A 16,419-nucleotide genomic window follows, 5' to 3' on the forward strand; every position below is an offset into this window, starting at 1 on the left:
GTTCCCGTTGGTGACTCTCCGAGTTATTCTTTGCGACAAGCGCCGGAATGGGCGAGCGGATACGGTAGCGACCGGAAAAATCCGAAGTAAAATCGATCATGTGTTTGCAATGATCGAAACGGCGACGATGACATCGTGGTCGACTCATCGCATGCCGCGCTGCGGTTCTCTCCACCGTAATCGGAGTGCCGCGGTGTAGCGGCGAGGATGGCATGTCGGCCCTCCCCGAGGTGGGACTGACCGAGCCGAGCGATCCGAGGCCGGGAGCGCAACGTTCCTTGGCATCTGTCACGGAATGGCCGCATACCGCGTCGGTGCTTGGCCGGCCTCGGCTAAATACTGTCCATTGATAAGGGCTCACGGCCGCTCGAGGGCTGGATCATCAGGGGAAACGCATGCTGGATACCAGCGCCGCCGCGCCGCCGCTCGACGAGGCCGCCGACCGCCGCCGACGCATCATGGCCATTGTCGGTTCCTCGTCGGGCAATCTCGTCGAGTGGTACGACTTCTACTGCTACGCCTTCTTCGCCCTCTACTTCGCCCCGGTCTTCTTCCCGGAGGGCGACGACACCGGCCAGCTTCTAAAGTCGGCCGCGGTCTTCGCGGTGGGCTTCTTCATGCGGCCGATCGGCGGCTGGCTGTTCGGGCGCATCGCCGACCGTCTCGGGCGCAAGACCTCGCTGATGATCTCGGTGCTGATGATGTGCGGCGGCTCGCTCGCCATCGCCCTGCTGCCGACCTACGCGACCGTCGGCCACCTCGCGCCGGTCCTTCTCGTGATCGCGCGCATGGTGCAGGGCCTCTCCGTCGGTGGCGAGTACGGCACCAGCGCGACCTACATGAGCGAGGTCGCGACCAAGGGGCAGCGCGGATTCTTCGCCTCGTTCCAGTACGTCACGCTGATCGGCGGCCAGTTGCTCGCCTCGCTGGTGCTCGTCGTGCTTCAGAGCTTGCTCACGGCCGAGCAACTCACGGCCTGGGGCTGGCGCATCCCCTTCGTCATCGGTGCGCTGGCGGCGGTGGTCGCCCTGTTCCTGCGCCGCTCGCTCTCCGAGACGATGAGCGCGGAGAACAAGGATTCGAAGGAAGCGGGAACCCTCTCCGGGCTGCTCAAGCACTGGCGGGCTTTCGCCGTGGTGCTGGCCTATACGGCTGGCGGGTCGCTGTCGTTCTACACGCTCACGACCTACATGCCGAAGTACCTCTTCAACACCGCCCGTATGGACAAGGTGACCGCATCGCAGGTCACGACGGTGGCGCTGTTCGCCTACATGGTGATCCAGCCCTTCTTCGGCTGGCTCTCCGACCGGATCGGCCGGAAGACGAACATGCTGCTGTTCAGCGGCCTCGGCATGGTGATAATCGTGCCGCTGATGACGGCGATCGGCACCACCACCGACCCCGTCCTGTCCTTCTGTCTCATCATGACCGGTCTGGTCGTGATCAGCTTCTACACCGGCATCAGCGGCATCGTGAAAGCGGAGCTGTTCCCGACCCAGGTGCGTGCGCTCGGTGTCGGCCTGTCCTACGCGGTGGCCAACTCACTGTTCGGTGGCACGGCGGAGGCGGTCGCGCTCTGGCTCAAGCATGTCGGCGCGGAGACCAGCTTCTTCTGGTACGTCGCCGTGATGCTGGCGATCTCGTTCATCGCTTCGCTGATGATGCCGAACCCGAAGCGCCACGGCTATCTCGACGGGGACGGCACCGTCGAGGAGGCACTGGGGCGCAAGGCGAGCCCGGTTCTGGCCTGATCGGCGCGAGCGTGTCGTTCTGGATATCGATCCAGAACGACACGCTCGCCTCGTGTTTGCGCATTGTCTTTTCCCGAACGCCGAGAGCCACCGCTCGGGACTGTGCTTGGGCTCAGCCGAGGCGCAGGATCGCCCGCGTCTCGGCCGGCGTCGCCGGCCGGGCGCCGTGCTCGGCGCAGATCCGGGCGGCCAGACGGACAAGGTCGGCATTGCCATCCGCGAGCCGCTCCTTGGAGAGGCGCACGTTGTCCTCCAGGCCCGTGCGCACGCCCTGCGCACCCCGCGACACGGCCCAGCCCATCACAGGGCTCTGGAAGCGGCCGATGCCGAAGGCGCCCCAGGTCGCGCCCGGCAACAGGCGCCGGGTCTCCGCCAGCAGGATGTCGAGCAGATGCGGGTCGGGCGGCAGGGCGTTGCGGATGCCCATGACGAATTGCAGATGGGGCTCGGCGCCGATCACGCCCTCGTCCACGAGGCGGCGCGCGTTGTGGATGTGCGTGAGGTCGAACACCTCGATCTCCGGGCGTACGCCCTCGTCCTGCATCCGCCGGCCGAGCGCCGTGAACGAGGCGGCCGGGTTCTCATAAACTCCGTCGCCGAAGTTGACCGAGCCGGTGGTGAGCGAGGCCATATCGGGCCGGTGGATCAAGCAGGCGCCCCGCTCCGTCGGATCGGGCCCCGCCCCGCTCGTCGAGAACTGGACGATCATGTCCGGGCAATGCCGCCGGATGCCCGCCTGCACCGCCGCGAACCGGTCGGGATCGAGTGACGGACTCTCGTCGTCCTCGCGGACATGGATGTGGGCGAGCGCCGCCCCGGCCTCGTAGGCGGCGTGGGTCGATTCGATCTGCTCGGCGGGCGTGATCGGCACGGTCGGGTTGTCGGCCTTGCGGGCGACCGAGCCGGTGATCGCGACGGTGACGACGACGGGTCTCATCGCGGCCGGTCCTTCAGCCCAGCGCCTGTTCGACCGCGCGGCCGCAGGCCTGCGTGTCGGCGCTGCCGCCGAGATCGCGCGTGCGCAAAGTCCGCTCTGAGAGTACCCGCTCGATGGCGGCAACGATCTCGGCGGCGGCCTCCCGCTCGCCGAGATGCTCCAGCATCATCGCCCCCGACCAGATCTGGCCGATCGGGTTGGCGATCCCCTGGCCGGCGATGTCGGGGGCCGAGCCGTGCACCGGTTCGAACACGGACGGATAGAGCCGATCCGGATTGATGTTGCCCGAGGGCGCGATGCCGATGGTGCCGGTGCAGGCGGGCCCGAGATCGGAGAGGATGTCGCCGAAGAGATTGGAGGCGACCACCACATCGAACCGATCCGGGTTCAGTACGAAATGCGCGGTCAGGATGTCGATGTGGTACTGGTCCCAACGGATATCGGGGTAGCCCTCAGCCACGGCCCGCACCCGCTCGTCCCAGAACGGCATGGTGATCGAGATGCCGTTCGATTTGGTCGCCGAGGTCAGGTGACGCTTGGGCCGGCTCTGCGCCAGCTCGAAGGCGAATTTCAGCACGCGATCGACGCCGTGGCGGGTGAACACCGATTCCTGGACTGCGAACTCGCGCTCGGTGCCGGCGAACATCCGCCCGCCCGCATTGGAATACTCGCCCTCGGTGTTCTCGCGGACGACCCAGAAGTCGATGTCGCCGGGCTTGCGGCCGGCCAGCGGTGACGGCACGCCCGGCATCAAGCGCACCGGGCGCAGATTGACGTATTGGTCGAACTCGCGCCGGAACTGGATCAGCGAGCCCCAGAGCGAGATGTGGTCGGGCACGCGCTCGGGCATGCCGACGGCGCCGAAGAAGATCGCGTCGTGGGAGCCGATTTGCGCCTTCCAGTCCTCGGGCATCATCCGCCCGTGCGCCTCGTAGTAGTCGCAGCTCGCGAAATCGAACCAGTCCTGCACGATCTCGAAGCCGTGGCGGGCGGCGGCCCGCTCCAGAACCCGAACGCCCTCCGGCATGACTTCCTTGCCGATGCCGTCGCCGGGGATCACCGCGATCCGGTAGCTGCGCTTCGTCCCGCCCATGGTCGTCGCCTCGTGCCCGCCCCCGGCGTCTCACTTGCGCCAGCGTCTCGCGGCGTCAATGGCGGGAGGCGACAAGCGGGGTCTTTGCTTGCGGGCGGGGGGCTTCAGGGGACGGACATCGGAATTGTCGAGGGCGGCGGCTCAGTTGATCGAGCCGGTCGTCTCGCCGGGGCAGGTCTCCTGAGCGCGGGCGCGCAGGACGCGCTTCAGGCGCAACGGCTGCGAGCCGTCGGCACCGTGCAGCGTGCCGACCAGCGCGTCGGATCCGGCCGTGCCGCGGAAGCTGACGAGACCGGCGCTCGTCTCGACATGAAAGGCGACATCCTTCGTGCTGTCGTCGATCACGACGGCGGTCTCGATCGGGGCCGGCAGACCCGCCCCCTCGTAGACGAGGTTGTCGCCCTTGGGCCAGCGCTTGAGTGTGATGCGCCGGCCGGCCTGCGCGCCGTCCGCCGGCATCGTGCAGAGGTCGGCGTAGACGTAGGTGCCGGAGACCCAGCTCGTGCGCGCCTCCGCCGGCGGGGGGGCAAGACCAGCTAGCGCCGAGGCGGCGACGAAGCCAGCGACCAAGCTACCGCGGAGTCCGGAGCGTGCGAGGTGGCCGGCTGACGACATGTCGATCCTTTCCGTCCGGCACCGAGTCGGCGCCCGGAACAGAAAGGCTCAGGCCCTGCCCGGTTCCGTTGCCATCTCGGTGCAAGGTGCGCGCCAGCACGTTCCGGGCTTCACGCGTGGGCGCCTTGCCAGGCCTCTAGGCCCGCCTGGTCGAGGACGGCGAAATCTTCGTCGCTCAGGGTGAGGGTTGCGCCCGCGGCATTCTCGGCGAGGTGGCCGGGATCGCAGGTGCCGGGGATCGGCAGCATCACCGGCGAGCGCTTCAAGAGCCATGCGATCGCGACCGCGCTGCCGCTCGCGCCGAGACGCCCGGCGATCGATTCCAAGGCCGAACCGGGGCCGGCCAGCGATCCCTTGTCGAGGGGCGCCCACGGGATGAAGCCGATGCCGTGCCGCTCGCAATGCGCCAGCACTGCCTCGCTGGTGCGATCGACGAGATTGTAGCGGTTCTGCACGCTCGCGACGGGGAAGAACTTCTGGGCCGCCTCGATGTCCTCGGCCGAGACCTCGGACAGGCCGACATGGCGGATCAACCCCTCCGCCCGCATCCGGGCAATCGCCTCGAACTGCACCTCGCGGGGGCAGTCCGGGCCGATCCGATGAAGCTGCCACAGGTCGATCCGCTCGAGACCGAGCCGCCGCAGGCTCATCAGCACGCATTGGCGCAGGTAATCGGGATTGCCGACGGGCTGCCAGATGTCGGGCCCGTGCCGCGTCAGGCCGCCCTTGGTCGCGATGACGCCCTCGTAGGGATAAAGCGTCTCGCGGATCAGATCCTCGCTGACGAAGGGGCCGTAGCTGTCGGCGGTGTCGATCAGGTCGATCCCGAGGCCGGGTACCGCTCACCGGGTCGCCTTCGCCTTGTCCCGGTCGCGCGGATCGCCCCAGATGCCGGGCCCGGTGATGCGCATGGCGCCGAACCCGAGCCGGTGAACGGTGAGATCCCCGCCGATCGCGAAGGGGCCCGATGCCTCGACGCTCGTCGTGTCCGTGTTCCTCTCGCAGCATTCCCTCTGACGGGAGAACCCGAAAGCCCGCTGCCAGGTCCGTTGCCGGCGCGAGGCGCCTCAGAACTCGCGGATCAGCCGCAGGGCCGCGACGAGCCCGGCGTCACGGTCCGTTCGGAACTCGACACCGAGGCCGGCCTGGAGGCTCGTCAGCTCCGTGAGCCGGCGGTGGATCTGGGGAATGACGAGGGCGCGGGTGCGGTCGTCCCCGGCGATGTCCTGCCTCAGGTTGACTTCGAGCCCCAGCACCGTCTCGGGATCGAAGTCGTAGAAGACGGAATGGTTGAGGAGCAGTGAGGTTGGCCCGAACTGACGCAGGCCGACCTGCCGCAATCCGGCCATGCTCAGCATGCTCCAGCGCCCGTCGAAGCGGTATCCGGAGATGTAGAGCAGCGAATTGCGGAACGTCGCGCTGCCGCGCTCGACTTGGCCGATATACTGCCAGCCGTGGATCCAGCGCCCGCCTGCCCCCGTGCCGAACGTGCCCTGAAGCGCGAACTTGACCTGCGTCAGGCGTCCGTCCTCGAACGGAAGCTCCAGCTCGAACGACTGGCCGTCGGCATAGGCGTATTCGAGTTCGGGCGCCCAATCCGTCGGACCCCGGCTCAGGGGCCGCATCGTCAGCACGTTGATCTCGCGCTCGCCCGCGCGCGCGCCGAGCGGACGGAGCAGATCGAACACCATCGGCTCGGGGATGCGCGGGCTCTCCGATGCAAGCGGTTCCGCCCGTGCCGTCCCGGGCAGGGCAAGGGCGGTCAGGACGGCCGCGATGCGCCCGACCGTCGCCGCGCGCGGACCCGACGCAGGGCGGGCCGCCTGGCGGACGGGCCGATCGATGAGGCCTCGATGGGATCGGTGCGGCACCGGTCTCAGGGTCCGTGCGTCTCTTCGCGTGACGTCCGGCGCGGTCGCGGGACCGGACGGACGTTGGTAGACGCTGGCGGGTGGCAGGCCAATCCGTCCGGGCAGCATGGCGGCGGACGTGAGCGGACACCAAAAAATGCGCCCGCTCGGGGGAGCGGGCGCGAAGTCGGCAGGAGGCAGAGGACGGTTGGCGGGGCCGGAACGGTCCCGCCGTCATTTGCGAGGGGATCAGCCCTCCTTCTTGCCGAGGGCCACGGCGACGAAGCGGGTCTGGCCCTTGGCGCTCTTCACCCGCATCAGCACGGCCTTGCGGCCGTTCGACTCGGCGGCGCGGATCTGTGCCTGGACGTCGGAGGGCTTCGAGACGCTGGTGCCGGCGACATCCAGGATCACGTCGCCCTGGGCGATGCCCTTGGCCGCAGCCGGGCCGTCGGGATCGACATCCATCACCGCCACGCCCTCGTCGCCGAGGCCGACGTCGTTCGCCGGCGCAAGGCTGAGGCCGAGGCGCGGCTGGCCACCGGACGAGCTGTCGCCGCGGCTCGCGACCTTGGCGTCGGTCGGCAGCGTGCCGAGTTCGACCGTCGCGACGTCGCTCTTGCCGCCCCGCAGATAGGCGAGCTTCACTTCGGTGCCCGGCTTGAGGCCGGCGATGCGGCGCGAGAGGTCGCGGGCATCGTTGACCGGGGCCCCGTTGACCGACTCGATCACGTCACCCGATTTCAGGCCGGCCTTGGCGGCGGGGGTGCCGTTCTCGGCGTGATCGACCAGCGCGCCCTTGGCCTTGTCGAGGCCGAGGCCGTCGGCGATGTCCTTGGTCACCGGCTGGACCTGCACGCCGAGATAGCCGCGCACCACCTTGCCGTCGCTGCGGAGCTGATCGACCACCGTCTGCACCGTCTCGGCGGGGATCGCGAAGGCGAGGCCGACCGAGCCGCCCGACGGCGAGGCGATCGCCGTGTTCACGCCCACGACCTCGCCGTTGACGTTGAAGGTCGGGCCGCCGGAATTGCCCTTGTTGATCGGCGCGTCGATCTGGAGGAAGTCGTCGTAGGGGCCGGCGCCGATGTCGCGGCCGCGGGCCGAGACGATGCCCGCCGTCACCGTACCGCCGAGGCCGAACGGGTTGCCGATGGCCACGACCCAGTCGCCGACGCGCGGGGCGTTCTTGCCGAACTGGACGTAGGGATAGCTGCCGCTCTCGGTGATCTTGAGGAGCGCGATGTCGGTCTTCGGATCCTTGCCGATCACCTTGGCGTCGAGGGTGCGGCTGTCGTCCAGTGTGACCTGAACCGTCTTGGCCTTGTCGACGACGTGGTTGTTGGTCACCACGTAGCCGTCCGCCGAGATGATGAAGCCCGAGCCGACCGCGCCGCGCTCGCCGCGCTGCGGCATGCCGCGCCCGCCCGGAGCACCTGGACCGCCCTGGCCGAAGCGCTTGAAGAACTCGCGCAGTTGCGGCGGCACCTGCTGCATGTTGGGGCCGCCGGGGCTGTCGTCGTCATCGTCGGCATTGCTGTCGAGCTTCACCTTCACGGCGACGACACCCGGCTTCACCTTGTCGACGACGTTGGCGAACGAGCCCGGCGGGTGCTCGGGCGCTTCGATCGGGGTCTTGGGCAGGGCCTGGGCGTAAGCCTGGGTCGTGGGCTCGGTGAGGCCGAACCCGGCCGCGCCGCCCGCGACGAGGGCGGCTGCGGCGACGGAGGCGAAGGCGCGGCGGCGGACAGTCATGGTCATGGAGGTCTCCGACGGGAAATGGGTCGGTCGGCCGCCCTTCCGTTCGAACGGCGGGGCGGCGATCCGTGAGGAGACTCCTAGAGGTCCGAGCCTGACCGCCGGATGGCGCGAAGATTACGGTTTGGACAGGTCCGGCTCCGCCTCGCTGGGCGCCGAGGCCGTCAGGCCGGATCGCCAGCGCATGTCGGCAAGGAGACCCGACGGATGCGTGTCGAGCACCGGCGTGATCGGCAACCCTGCCGCATTGAGGAGACCCGCCGCCCAGTGATTGCAGAGGTTGCTGTAGGAGAAACGCCCATGCGCCTCGTAGAACAGGCTCGGGCCGTAGAGCCCCGGGCCGAGAGCGGCCGGCTGGCCGTCGGTGAGGCGAAAGCTCGCCTCCAACCGTGCGAGGAGCTGGGCCAAGCCTCTGCGCGAGAGCGGCACCCGGACGATGTCGGCCTGCGGAAAGCTCGTGCGGGCCGGGCGCGCGAGGCCGACGACCTGGATCACGCCGTCGCTCCCGCCGGGCGTGAACAGGGCCGAGAAGGCCAGCCGCCAATCAAAGGCGGCGAGCGTCGGCGTCGCCCGGTAGAAACGGGCCTCGCCCCAGCCGAATTCCAGGGCATCGTAGGCGGCAAAGCGCGTGGCGAGATTGCGCAGGGCGATGCCCGCCCCCTCCCCCGTCAAGCTGTCGCGCGGCAGGACGAGACCGGAATGCCAGCCGTGGCTGACGAGGAGCACGGTCTGCGTATCCGGCTCAGCCGGCGGGTAAAGTGTAGGATCAGCGGGGCGCGCAGTAATATAAGTTACGATGATAAAAATAAATGAAACAGCAAGGAGCGTCCTGACTAAAAGTCGCATTTTCAGTCGAATAGTGGCATATCAGGTGCGATGTCTTGCGCCTTTCTCTTTTTAGGCTTGATTTTTCCGCTATTTTCAGCAATAGTGAGTGCGTTGCTGATGAGGGTAAGGCGATCAGTTAAATCAGTCTCGCTCCATAATTCGATTTCCGATAATTTTAGCCTATCAACAGACCTTTCTTTGCAGCCTTTGGGTGCGCTAGCTTCAATGAACTCTATGTCCGTTGGAAGTCCGAAAAACTCGGTATCTAGCAAATAGTTTTTCAAAATCGTAGCAATCATACCAATCTGCCTCGATGAAAGGCTGATGCCTTTCCGCGGCCATATAAAGCAAATTTTTACAATTCCGCCTTCTACGAAGAAAAACGGTACCCGGAATCCTGCCTGTCGATGACCGAACGTGAATTTTTTCGCGGGTAAGTCGAAAACCTGCGTCGTTCTTTTAAAAGCCTCAGGGGCTACGACTGAAACAAGTTCTTTGTTTGATCTACGACCAATTTCGGTTTTTTCCAAATTGCATGCGAGCTTGAGTTGCTCGATGTTGTGAAGGCCGTTGTACGAAGCTTTAATTGATCTCATGCCCCTGGCATAGTTGAATGTGCCGCCGGGCTCGTTGAAATAATTTATAATCCAATGTGCTGCTACTTCATCGGTATTGCCCTCGATGCGAGCGAGATCAGGTACGGACAGAGCCGGCAACTTAGGCCTCACGTAGGGCACTCCTGTTCGCGGTTCGTCCAATATAATGTCGATTTATCGCTAAACCAACTGCGAATGAGGTCATTGGGGATAACCATGCCTGGAATCGCTTTTGATTCGGCCTGCTTCCATACGATATCCCAAGGAGCACCTACTTCATGAGTAAGGTCAGAAAGTTTATATGCATGGAATTTAGAATAGTAATCGAATATTTCTTTTAAAAATCTTTCTGTATCTGGAGTGAAATCATATGGCGTCTCGACGTATCGTCTTTGATCAATGCTAAAAGATTTTAATCTATTAGTGATGGGATTTCGTCCCAGATGGTTGCATTGTTCATAAACAACCCTGTTTACTGGACCAAACTTCCATGCCTCGAACTGCTGCCCAACAAGTGGAGCTCCATATTTTACTAAATGCCACGCATGTGCAAAATACAATACCTTAAGAAGTGTCATTACCGAAAGGGCTATGCCTTGTGAGGCTGCCCTATCGATGAAAAAATTAGACAGAGATCGCGCGTCGTGCATGGCGATGCTTTAATAGATTGGTTCTTGATTTGTTACTCCGATAGCCGGACCAGCGCTTCCTCGATCTTGGCCAGCCGCGCGGCCTCGCCGTCGCGGCGCTCGCGCTGCTCGTCCACCACCTCTTCCGGCGCGCGGGCGAGGAAGTCGGCATTGCCGAGCTTGCCGTCGATCTTGCCGATCTCGGCCCGCGCCTTGCCGGCCTCCTTCTTCAGCCGCGCGACCTCCGCCGCGAGATCGACGATACCCTCGAGCGGAAGCGCGGCCACGCTGCCCCGCACGAGGAGCTGGACGGCGTTCTTCGGTGCAGCGTCGGCGAAACCGATCTCGGAGAGGCGGGCGAGTCGGGTCAGTGTCTCGCTCCAGCGCTCGACCCGGGCGCGGACGCCCTCGTCCGCGCCCACCAGCACCAGCGGCACCTGGGCGCCGGCGGGCACGTTCGTCTCGGAGCGGGCCGAGCGGACCTCGGAGATCAGATCGACCAGCCAGCCAATCTCTTCCTCGGCCTGTCTGTTCGTGTAGGCCGAGAGTTCGGGCCAGGATTCGAGCGCGAGCAGGCCGCGGGGTGTCGGCAGCACCTGCCCCTTGATCGCCCAGAGCTCCTCCGTGAGGAAGGGCATGAACGGGTGCAGCAGCTTGGCGATCTGGTCGATGAGGAAGGCGACCGTGGCTTGCGTCTCGGCGCGCGCCGCCGGATCGACGCCCTCGCCCTGAAGCACGGGCTTGGCGAGTTCGAGATACCAGTCGCAGAACACGTTCCAGACGAAGCGGTAGGCGGCCGCCGCCGCATCGTTGAAGCGATAGACCGTGATGCCCTGCGCCACCTCCGCCACCGCCTTGGCGGCCTCGGTCAACGCCCAGGCGTTGAGCGTCTCGCGCACGGCCTCGGGCCGGAAATCGGCCTTGAGTTCACAGCCGTTCATCTCGGCAAAGCGCGCCGCATTCCAGAGCTTGGTCGCGAAGTTGCGGTAGCCCTCGACCCGTTGCGGCCCGAGCTTGATGTCGCGGCCCGGGGCGGCGAGCGCGGCGAGCGTGAAGCGCAGCGCGTCGGCACCGAAGCGGTCGATCAGATCGACCGGATCGACCACGTTGCCCTTCGACTTCGACATCTTGGCACCCTTCTCGTCGCGGACGAGGGTGTGCAGGTAGACGGTCTCGAACGGCGCCTGATCGGTCAGGTGCAGGCCCATCATCATCATCCGGGCGACCCAGAAGAAGATGATGTCCTTGCCCGTCACCAGGGTGTTGGTGGGGTAGAAGCGGGCCAGCTCCGGCGTCTTGTCGGGCCAGCCTAGCGTCGAGAACGGCCAGAGCGCGGAGGAGAACCATGTGTCGAGCACGTCGGGATCGCGGCTCAGCGCGACCTCACGGCCGTGCTTGGCTTTGGCCTGCGCGACCGCCTCCGCCTCGCTCGCGGCGACGAAGATGCCGCCCTCGGCATCGTACCAGACCGGGATCTGGTGGCCCCACCAGAGCTGGCGTGAGACGCACCACGGCTCGATGTTCTCGAGCCACTGGAAGAAGATCTTTTCGTAGTTGTCCGGGACGAATCGAGTCTGCCCGTCGCGCACCGCCTGGAGTGCGCGCTCGGCCAGCGGCTTCACGTTCACGTACCACTGGTCGGTGAGGTACGGCTCGATCACCACGCCCGAACGGTCACCATGCGGCACCGCGTGGGTGTTGGGCTCGACCAGACGCAGCAGGCCACGCTCCTCCATCAGGGCGACGACCGCTTTGCGCGCCGCGAACCGGTCGAGCCCGTCGAGCGCCAGCGCGGCGTCCTCCGGCTCGGCGCCGTCGAGGAAATCGGCGTTGCCGGCGATCTGGATCCGCGCCTCGGCATCCAGGACGTTGATCGGCCGGCAACCGTTGCGGCGCCCGACCTCGAAGTCGTTGAAGTCGTGGGCGGGGGTGATCTTGACCGCGCCGGTGCCCTTCTCCGGATCGGAATAGGCGTCGGCGACGATCGGGATCAGCCGGTTGACCAGGGGCAGACGCACGCGCTGTCCGACAAGGTCGCGGTAGCGCTCGTCGTCCGGATGGACGGCGACCGCCGTGTCGCCGAGCATCGTCTCGGGGCGCGTGGTCGCCACGGTGATGATCGCGCCGGTCGGCGTGCCGGCCTCGTCCATGACGGGATAGTCGAAGTGCCAGAGATGGCCCTTCACTTCGACCTGCTGGACTTCGAGATCCGAGATCGCGGTCTGGAACTTCGGGTCCCAGTTCACGAGGCGCTTGTCGCGGTAGATCAGCCCCTGCGCGTGCAGATCGACGAAGGTCTTGAGCACGGCGCGGCTCAGGCCCTCGTCCATGGTGAAGCGCTCCCGCGACCAGTCGCAGGATGCGCCGAGCCGCTTGAGCTGGCCGATGATCGTGCCGCCGGATTCTTCCTTCCAGGTCCAGACCCGGCGCAGGAATTCCTCGCGTCCCAGCTCGCGGCGGCCGGGCGCTCCCGTCTCCATGAGCCGGCGCTCGACCACCATCTGCGTGGCGATGCCGGCGTGATCCAAGCCCGGCTGCCACAGCACGTCCTTGCCCCGCATCCGCTCGAAGCGGACGAGGATGTCCTGGATCGTGTTGTTGAGCGCGTGGCCCATATGCAGCGACCCCGTCACGTTCGGCGGCGGGATCACGATGCTGAAGGGCTCGGCGCCGGCCCGCTCGGGGCGTCCGGCGCGGAAGGCCTGGCCCTCTTCCCAGGCCGCGGAGACGCGCGCCTCGACGGCGGCGGGGTCGAAGGTCTTGTCCATCATGGGCGGGGCGGGCTTTTCGAGGCAGCGTTCTAAAAGATGTCGCCGCCGCTATCGGCCCGCCGCGGGGCCGTCGTCAACCGTCGACCCGTCGGTGCTGCGGTGCAATCACCCCGTGATCGAGGGCCGAACGGCTCACCGCCCGCGGGCGACCCGTTCGATCTCGATGCGCACCAGCCGCTCGACCATGTGCGGAAGGTTCTCGTCGAGCCAGCTCTTCAGCATCGGCCGCAGCATCTCCTTGACGAGATCCTCCAGCGTGCGCGCATTCTGCGACAGCACCGTGTGGGCGAGAAGCTGGAAGTGCTGACCGACGCTCTCGCCGGTGCCGGACGAGACGAGCCGCTCCGTCACCTCCTCCTCGACCGCCGCGCGGACGCGCTCGGTTACGCGCGGAGCGGGAGGCGGCTCGGGGGTGAAGTCGAAGGGGTCCGGCTTTTCCGCCGCCAGGGGCTCGAAGTCGGGCTCCGGTTCCGGGTCGAAATCCGGCATGCGGAAATCGATCTCGGGGATGTCGAAGGCGACGGGCTCCGGCTTGCGCACCGGCTCCGCGACCTCGGCGAGATCGAGCACGTCGTCGTCCTGCGGCGGGGGCGGCGGCGCAGGCGGCGCCTCGACCTCGGCGGGCTTGGGAGCTTGGTCGTCGGCAATGATGCGGCGGATCGAAGCCAGGATCTCCTCCATGGAGGGTTCCTGCGTCTTGTCCTGAACCTTAGGGCTCGCTGCGCTCATCGGGACGATACTCGGTGACGATTGACAAGACGATGACTTGGTTAACGAACTATTGCATCGCCTTGCCCGGCATCAACCATGATCCGCCGCCGGCCAACAGGAAACCGTCGTCCGCGGCGGGGCCGTCAGCGCCCGTCGGGGGTGCGCAGGCCGAACCAGAGGTCGCGCACCTGATCGAGATGTTCGCGGGCGGAGTACGGCGTGACCGGCAGGCTGGTGAAGCGGACGGTGAGCCGGCCGACGGCCTGGACGACATCGTAGGAGTTCACCACGCGGTCGCGCTGGGCGCGGATCAGGGCGACGCGCGCGGAGAGCAGTTCCTGCTGCGCGTTCAGCACGTCGAGGGTGGTTCGCTGGCCGACGCGCGCCTCCTCACGCACGCCGTTCAGCGCCACTTCGTTGGCCTGAACCTGCGCCTGCGAGGCGATCACCTGCGCCTTCGAGGCTTCGAGATTGCCCCAGGTCCGCACGATCGAGGCGCGGATGGTGTCGCGGTCCTGGTCGGCGACGAGGCGGGCGCGCCCGACATTCTCCTTGGCCTGCCGGATCGCGGCGTATTCGGCACCGCCCTGATAAAGCGGAATGTTGACCCGTCCGACGATCGAGGCGGTGACGCCGTTGTCGCCGGGGAACTGCTGATCGTACCGCTGCTGCACCGCTCCGGTGATCTGCGCCTGCGGATAGAGCGCGCCTTCGTTGACCTTCACCTGCAGCTCCGCCACGTCCACGGCGTGCAGCGAGGCGAGGATCTGCGGGTGCTCCTTCAGGCCGATGAGAATCGCCTGATCGAGCGAGGCCGGCACGTAGCGGTCGAGCGGGCGCCCGGGGGCGAGCTGGCGGGGCTCGACGCCGACGACCTGACGGAAGATGCCGATCGAGGCACGCAGGGCCGCCTCCGCCGCGCTCACCTGGGAGCGGGCGCCGGCGAGGCGTGCTTCGGCCTGGGCGACGTCGGTGCGGGTCACCTCGCCGACATTGAAGCGATCGCGGGTCTGACGGAGCTGCTCTTCGAGCACCTCGACGTTGTTGCGCTGAAGCTCCAGCGTCGCCGTGTCGCTCAGGACGTTCATGTAGGCCTGAGCGGCGTTGAACAGCGTGTTCATCTCGGTCTGGCGCAGGCCTTCCCGCGTGCTGAGCACCGTCGATTCGGCCGCGCGCACCCGGTTGTCGGTCTGAAAGCCGTCGAAGACGTTCTGGTTGATGGTCAGGCCCGCGCCGCCCGGGCGGGTCGTGAGATTGATCGGCCCGCTGGCGCCGATGCCGCCGATCTTACCTTGGAATTGTTGGAGGCCGATATCGGCCGAAAGCGCGGCGTTCGGTCGGTAGCCGGACTGGAAGCGATTCACGTCCTCGTCGGTGGCGCGCAGGTTCGCCCGCGCCGCGTTCAGCGCCGGGTTGGCCTGATAGGCGCGGGACAACGCGCTCTCAAGGGTCTCGGCAGCCGCCGGACTTGCGACGGCGAGTGCCGAGACGACGGCGCCAGCCAGCCGAAGCGCGGACCGCGCCGCAGGGTTCCGTTCTTTCACGTCGATCAGCCCTTGCGGTTTCTCGATATGCCGTTCCGCCGCACCGCCGTGTCCGCTCCGGTGCGTCGCCCCGGCAAATGCCCCGGGGGACATCGACCGGACGACCCGCACCGTGAGGGTCGCGGCAGGGGTGCCGCATGCACGCCCATGCGTTGGAACGGCCAGCCCGCCTCGTGCCGGAGAGTAGCCGAGCTTGCGCTGCCGACGACAGGGCTTACCGCACCGCGTCGACGGATTGCCGGCGTGTGCCTCAAAAAAGCGACACCCCCGCGGACTAATCCCGCATGGCCACGTGCAGGCACGGGGGAATGCTTGCGCGCGATTTTCGGCGTTCGCCGTACCCGTCACGGCCGTCGGCATGAGATGGAATGGATCGGGGTTGTCGGCCGGACGCGACGCGCCCGGATTGTGAGGGTGCCAGGGGCCTGACAGCTGCCCCGGCGCAGGTTCGTGCCTCTCGCAAAGCGTTTGCTGCGCCGCCGTGTCCGAAGGGGAGACGAGCGGTGGCCGGGGGCGCAATGCGTGCTCTCAGAACGCGAAGCCGGGCTCGGTCGCGAAGCTCTTCAGGGCCGGCAGCGAGGCATCGAAGAGCGGGCGGGACCCGAAGGCGTCGCCCGCCCGCACGAACAGGGTCGCCTTGGCGTTGCGGTGCGGACCGAGCACGCAGACCAAACGCCCGTCGTCGCGCAATTGGTCGAGCAGGGCCTGCGGCCGGACTTCGACCCGTCCCTCGACGAGGATGGCATCGAAAGGCCCGCCCTTGGCCGGAGCGCTCAAGGCGCCCTGGACGAGGTCGACGGCGTCGCCGAGGCGCTCGCGGGCGGCGCCGATGAGATCCGGGTCGGATTCCAGGGCGACGACCTCGGCGCCGAGCTGCCGAAGCATGGCCGCACCGTAGCCGTAGCCGGTGCCGACATCGAGGGCGCGGGTGCCGGGACGGATCTTGAGCGCCTGAATCAGGCGCGCCAGCAGCATCGGGGCCGGCATGGCGCGAACCCCGTCCTCGCCCGCATCGAAGGTCAGCGTCTGGTCGATATAGGCGAAATCCTCGCGACCCGGCGGGACGAAGCGCTCGCGGGGCACGGTGTCGAAGGCATCGAGCACCGCGACGTCGTTCACATCGAAGGTCCGGAGCTGACAATCGACCATGAGGCGCCGCGCCTGAGCATAATCGAGCATGAGCCGTCCATCCCTCGCCGCCGCGCCAGACCGTTTCTCCGCCCGCCCGTCGAGCGGCGCCGGCCCGAGCGGGTCGGGTTGTCGTGGATCGTTCCCGGAATTGCAAGGCTCGCACGAGCGCCTTGCATGGCCAGAAACGAGCAGATTGTCAGGGTTG

Annotated in this window: 13 protein-coding genes and 1 pseudogene; 1 reads left to right on the forward strand and 13 read right to left on the reverse strand. The window is 66.8% G+C overall.

Features of this window, described 5'->3' with window-relative positions:
* Nucleotides 1-395: 395 nt before the first annotated feature.
* The gene (locus Y590_RS23215) at nt 396-1,751 is read left to right on the forward strand and encodes an MFS family transporter (protein ID WP_060771929.1); all 1,356 of its coding nucleotides are present in this window, start codon (nt 396-398) and stop codon (nt 1,749-1,751) included.
* A 112-nt stretch (nt 1,752-1,863) separates the two neighbouring features.
* Here Y590_RS23215 and Y590_RS23220 read toward each other — a convergent pair whose 3' ends face one another.
* The 13 genes and pseudogenes from Y590_RS23220 to Y590_RS23270 form a co-directional block, all read right to left on the reverse strand.
* Nucleotides 1,864-2,688 carry a 3-oxoadipate:acetyl-CoA acetyltransferase gene (locus Y590_RS23220; RefSeq protein ID WP_060771930.1) on the reverse strand — a complete coding sequence of 275 codons (825 nt, stop codon included), beginning with the start codon at nt 2,686-2,688 and terminating at the stop codon, nt 1,864-1,866.
* 13 nt (nt 2,689-2,701) lie between these two features.
* Entirely contained in the window at nt 2,702-3,781 is a 1,080-nt protein-coding gene (locus Y590_RS23225; RefSeq protein ID WP_060771931.1) for a tartrate dehydrogenase, read from the reverse strand.
* A 141-nt stretch (nt 3,782-3,922) separates the two neighbouring features.
* A complete protein-coding gene (locus Y590_RS23230; protein ID WP_060771932.1) occupies nt 3,923-4,396 on the reverse strand; it encodes a hypothetical protein in 474 nt (157 codons plus the stop codon).
* Between the two features lie 110 nt (nt 4,397-4,506).
* A pseudogene (locus Y590_RS23235) lies at nt 4,507-5,349 on the reverse strand (aldo/keto reductase).
* A 114-nt stretch (nt 5,350-5,463) separates the two neighbouring features.
* Nucleotides 5,464-6,267, reverse strand: coding sequence for a hypothetical protein (locus Y590_RS23240; protein ID WP_286161814.1), 804 nt, complete (start codon nt 6,265-6,267; stop codon nt 5,464-5,466).
* 228 nt (nt 6,268-6,495) lie between these two features.
* Complete coding sequence (locus Y590_RS23245) at nt 6,496-8,007, reverse strand: Do family serine endopeptidase (RefSeq protein ID WP_060771933.1); 1,512 nt, start codon at nt 8,005-8,007, stop codon at nt 6,496-6,498.
* A 114-nt stretch (nt 8,008-8,121) separates the two neighbouring features.
* Nucleotides 8,122-8,850, reverse strand: coding sequence for a DUF2459 domain-containing protein (locus Y590_RS23250; RefSeq protein WP_060771934.1), 729 nt, complete (start codon nt 8,848-8,850; stop codon nt 8,122-8,124).
* 2 nt (nt 8,851-8,852) lie between these two features.
* Nucleotides 8,853-9,548 (reverse strand): hypothetical protein, encoded by a 696-nt coding sequence (locus Y590_RS26710; RefSeq protein WP_144440044.1) that lies wholly within the window; start codon nt 9,546-9,548, stop codon nt 8,853-8,855.
* 8 nt (nt 9,549-9,556) lie between these two features.
* Nucleotides 9,557-10,078 (reverse strand): Panacea domain-containing protein, encoded by a 522-nt coding sequence (locus Y590_RS26060; protein WP_083530944.1) that lies wholly within the window; start codon nt 10,076-10,078, stop codon nt 9,557-9,559.
* Nucleotides 10,079-10,110: 32 nt separating this feature from the next.
* Nucleotides 10,111-12,828 (reverse strand): valine--tRNA ligase, encoded by a 2,718-nt coding sequence (locus tag Y590_RS23255; protein ID WP_060771935.1) that lies wholly within the window; start codon nt 12,826-12,828, stop codon nt 10,111-10,113.
* A 132-nt stretch (nt 12,829-12,960) separates the two neighbouring features.
* Complete coding sequence (locus Y590_RS23260; protein ID WP_286161816.1) at nt 12,961-13,557, reverse strand: PopZ family protein; 597 nt, start codon at nt 13,555-13,557, stop codon at nt 12,961-12,963.
* Nucleotides 13,558-13,682: 125 nt separating this feature from the next.
* On the reverse strand, nt 13,683-15,176 hold the full coding sequence (locus Y590_RS23265) for a TolC family outer membrane protein (RefSeq protein ID WP_245517498.1): 1,494 nt from the start codon (nt 15,174-15,176) through the stop codon (nt 13,683-13,685).
* 435 nt (nt 15,177-15,611) lie between these two features.
* Nucleotides 15,612-16,262, reverse strand: coding sequence for a protein-L-isoaspartate O-methyltransferase family protein (locus Y590_RS23270; protein ID WP_060771938.1), 651 nt, complete (start codon nt 16,260-16,262; stop codon nt 15,612-15,614).
* Nucleotides 16,263-16,419 lie beyond the last annotated feature (157 nt).

Origin of the sequence: Methylobacterium sp. AMS5 (genome assembly GCF_001542815.1) — a bacterium.
GTDB lineage: Bacteria > Pseudomonadota > Alphaproteobacteria > Rhizobiales > Beijerinckiaceae > Methylobacterium.

Bases quoted from the DNA above. Each gene is read 5' to 3' on its own strand.
- Y590_RS23215 (WP_060771929.1), top strand. From the start codon at position 396: ATGCTGGATACCAGCGCCGCCGCGCCGCCGCTCGACGAGGCCGCCGAC.
- Y590_RS23220 (WP_060771930.1), bottom strand. From the start codon at position 2,688: ATGAGACCCGTCGTCGTCACCGTCGCGATCACCGGCTCGGTCGCCCGC.
- Y590_RS23225 (WP_060771931.1), bottom strand. From the start codon at position 3,781: ATGGGCGGGACGAAGCGCAGCTACCGGATCGCGGTGATCCCCGGCGAC.
- Y590_RS23230 (WP_060771932.1), bottom strand. From the start codon at position 4,396: ATGTCGTCAGCCGGCCACCTCGCACGCTCCGGACTCCGCGGTAGCTTG.
- Y590_RS23245 (WP_060771933.1), bottom strand. From the start codon at position 8,007: ATGACCATGACTGTCCGCCGCCGCGCCTTCGCCTCCGTCGCCGCAGCC.
- Y590_RS23250 (WP_060771934.1), bottom strand. From the start codon at position 8,850: ATGCGACTTTTAGTCAGGACGCTCCTTGCTGTTTCATTTATTTTTATC.
- Y590_RS26060 (WP_083530944.1), bottom strand. From the start codon at position 10,078: ATGCACGACGCGCGATCTCTGTCTAATTTTTTCATCGATAGGGCAGCC.
- Y590_RS23255 (WP_060771935.1), bottom strand. From the start codon at position 12,828: ATGATGGACAAGACCTTCGACCCCGCCGCCGTCGAGGCGCGCGTCTCC.
- Y590_RS23260 (WP_286161816.1), bottom strand. From the start codon at position 13,557: ATGAGCGCAGCGAGCCCTAAGGTTCAGGACAAGACGCAGGAACCCTCC.
- Y590_RS23265 (WP_245517498.1), bottom strand. From the start codon at position 15,176: ATGTCCCCCGGGGCATTTGCCGGGGCGACGCACCGGAGCGGACACGGC.
- Y590_RS23270 (WP_060771938.1), bottom strand. From the start codon at position 16,262: ATGCTCGATTATGCTCAGGCGCGGCGCCTCATGGTCGATTGTCAGCTC.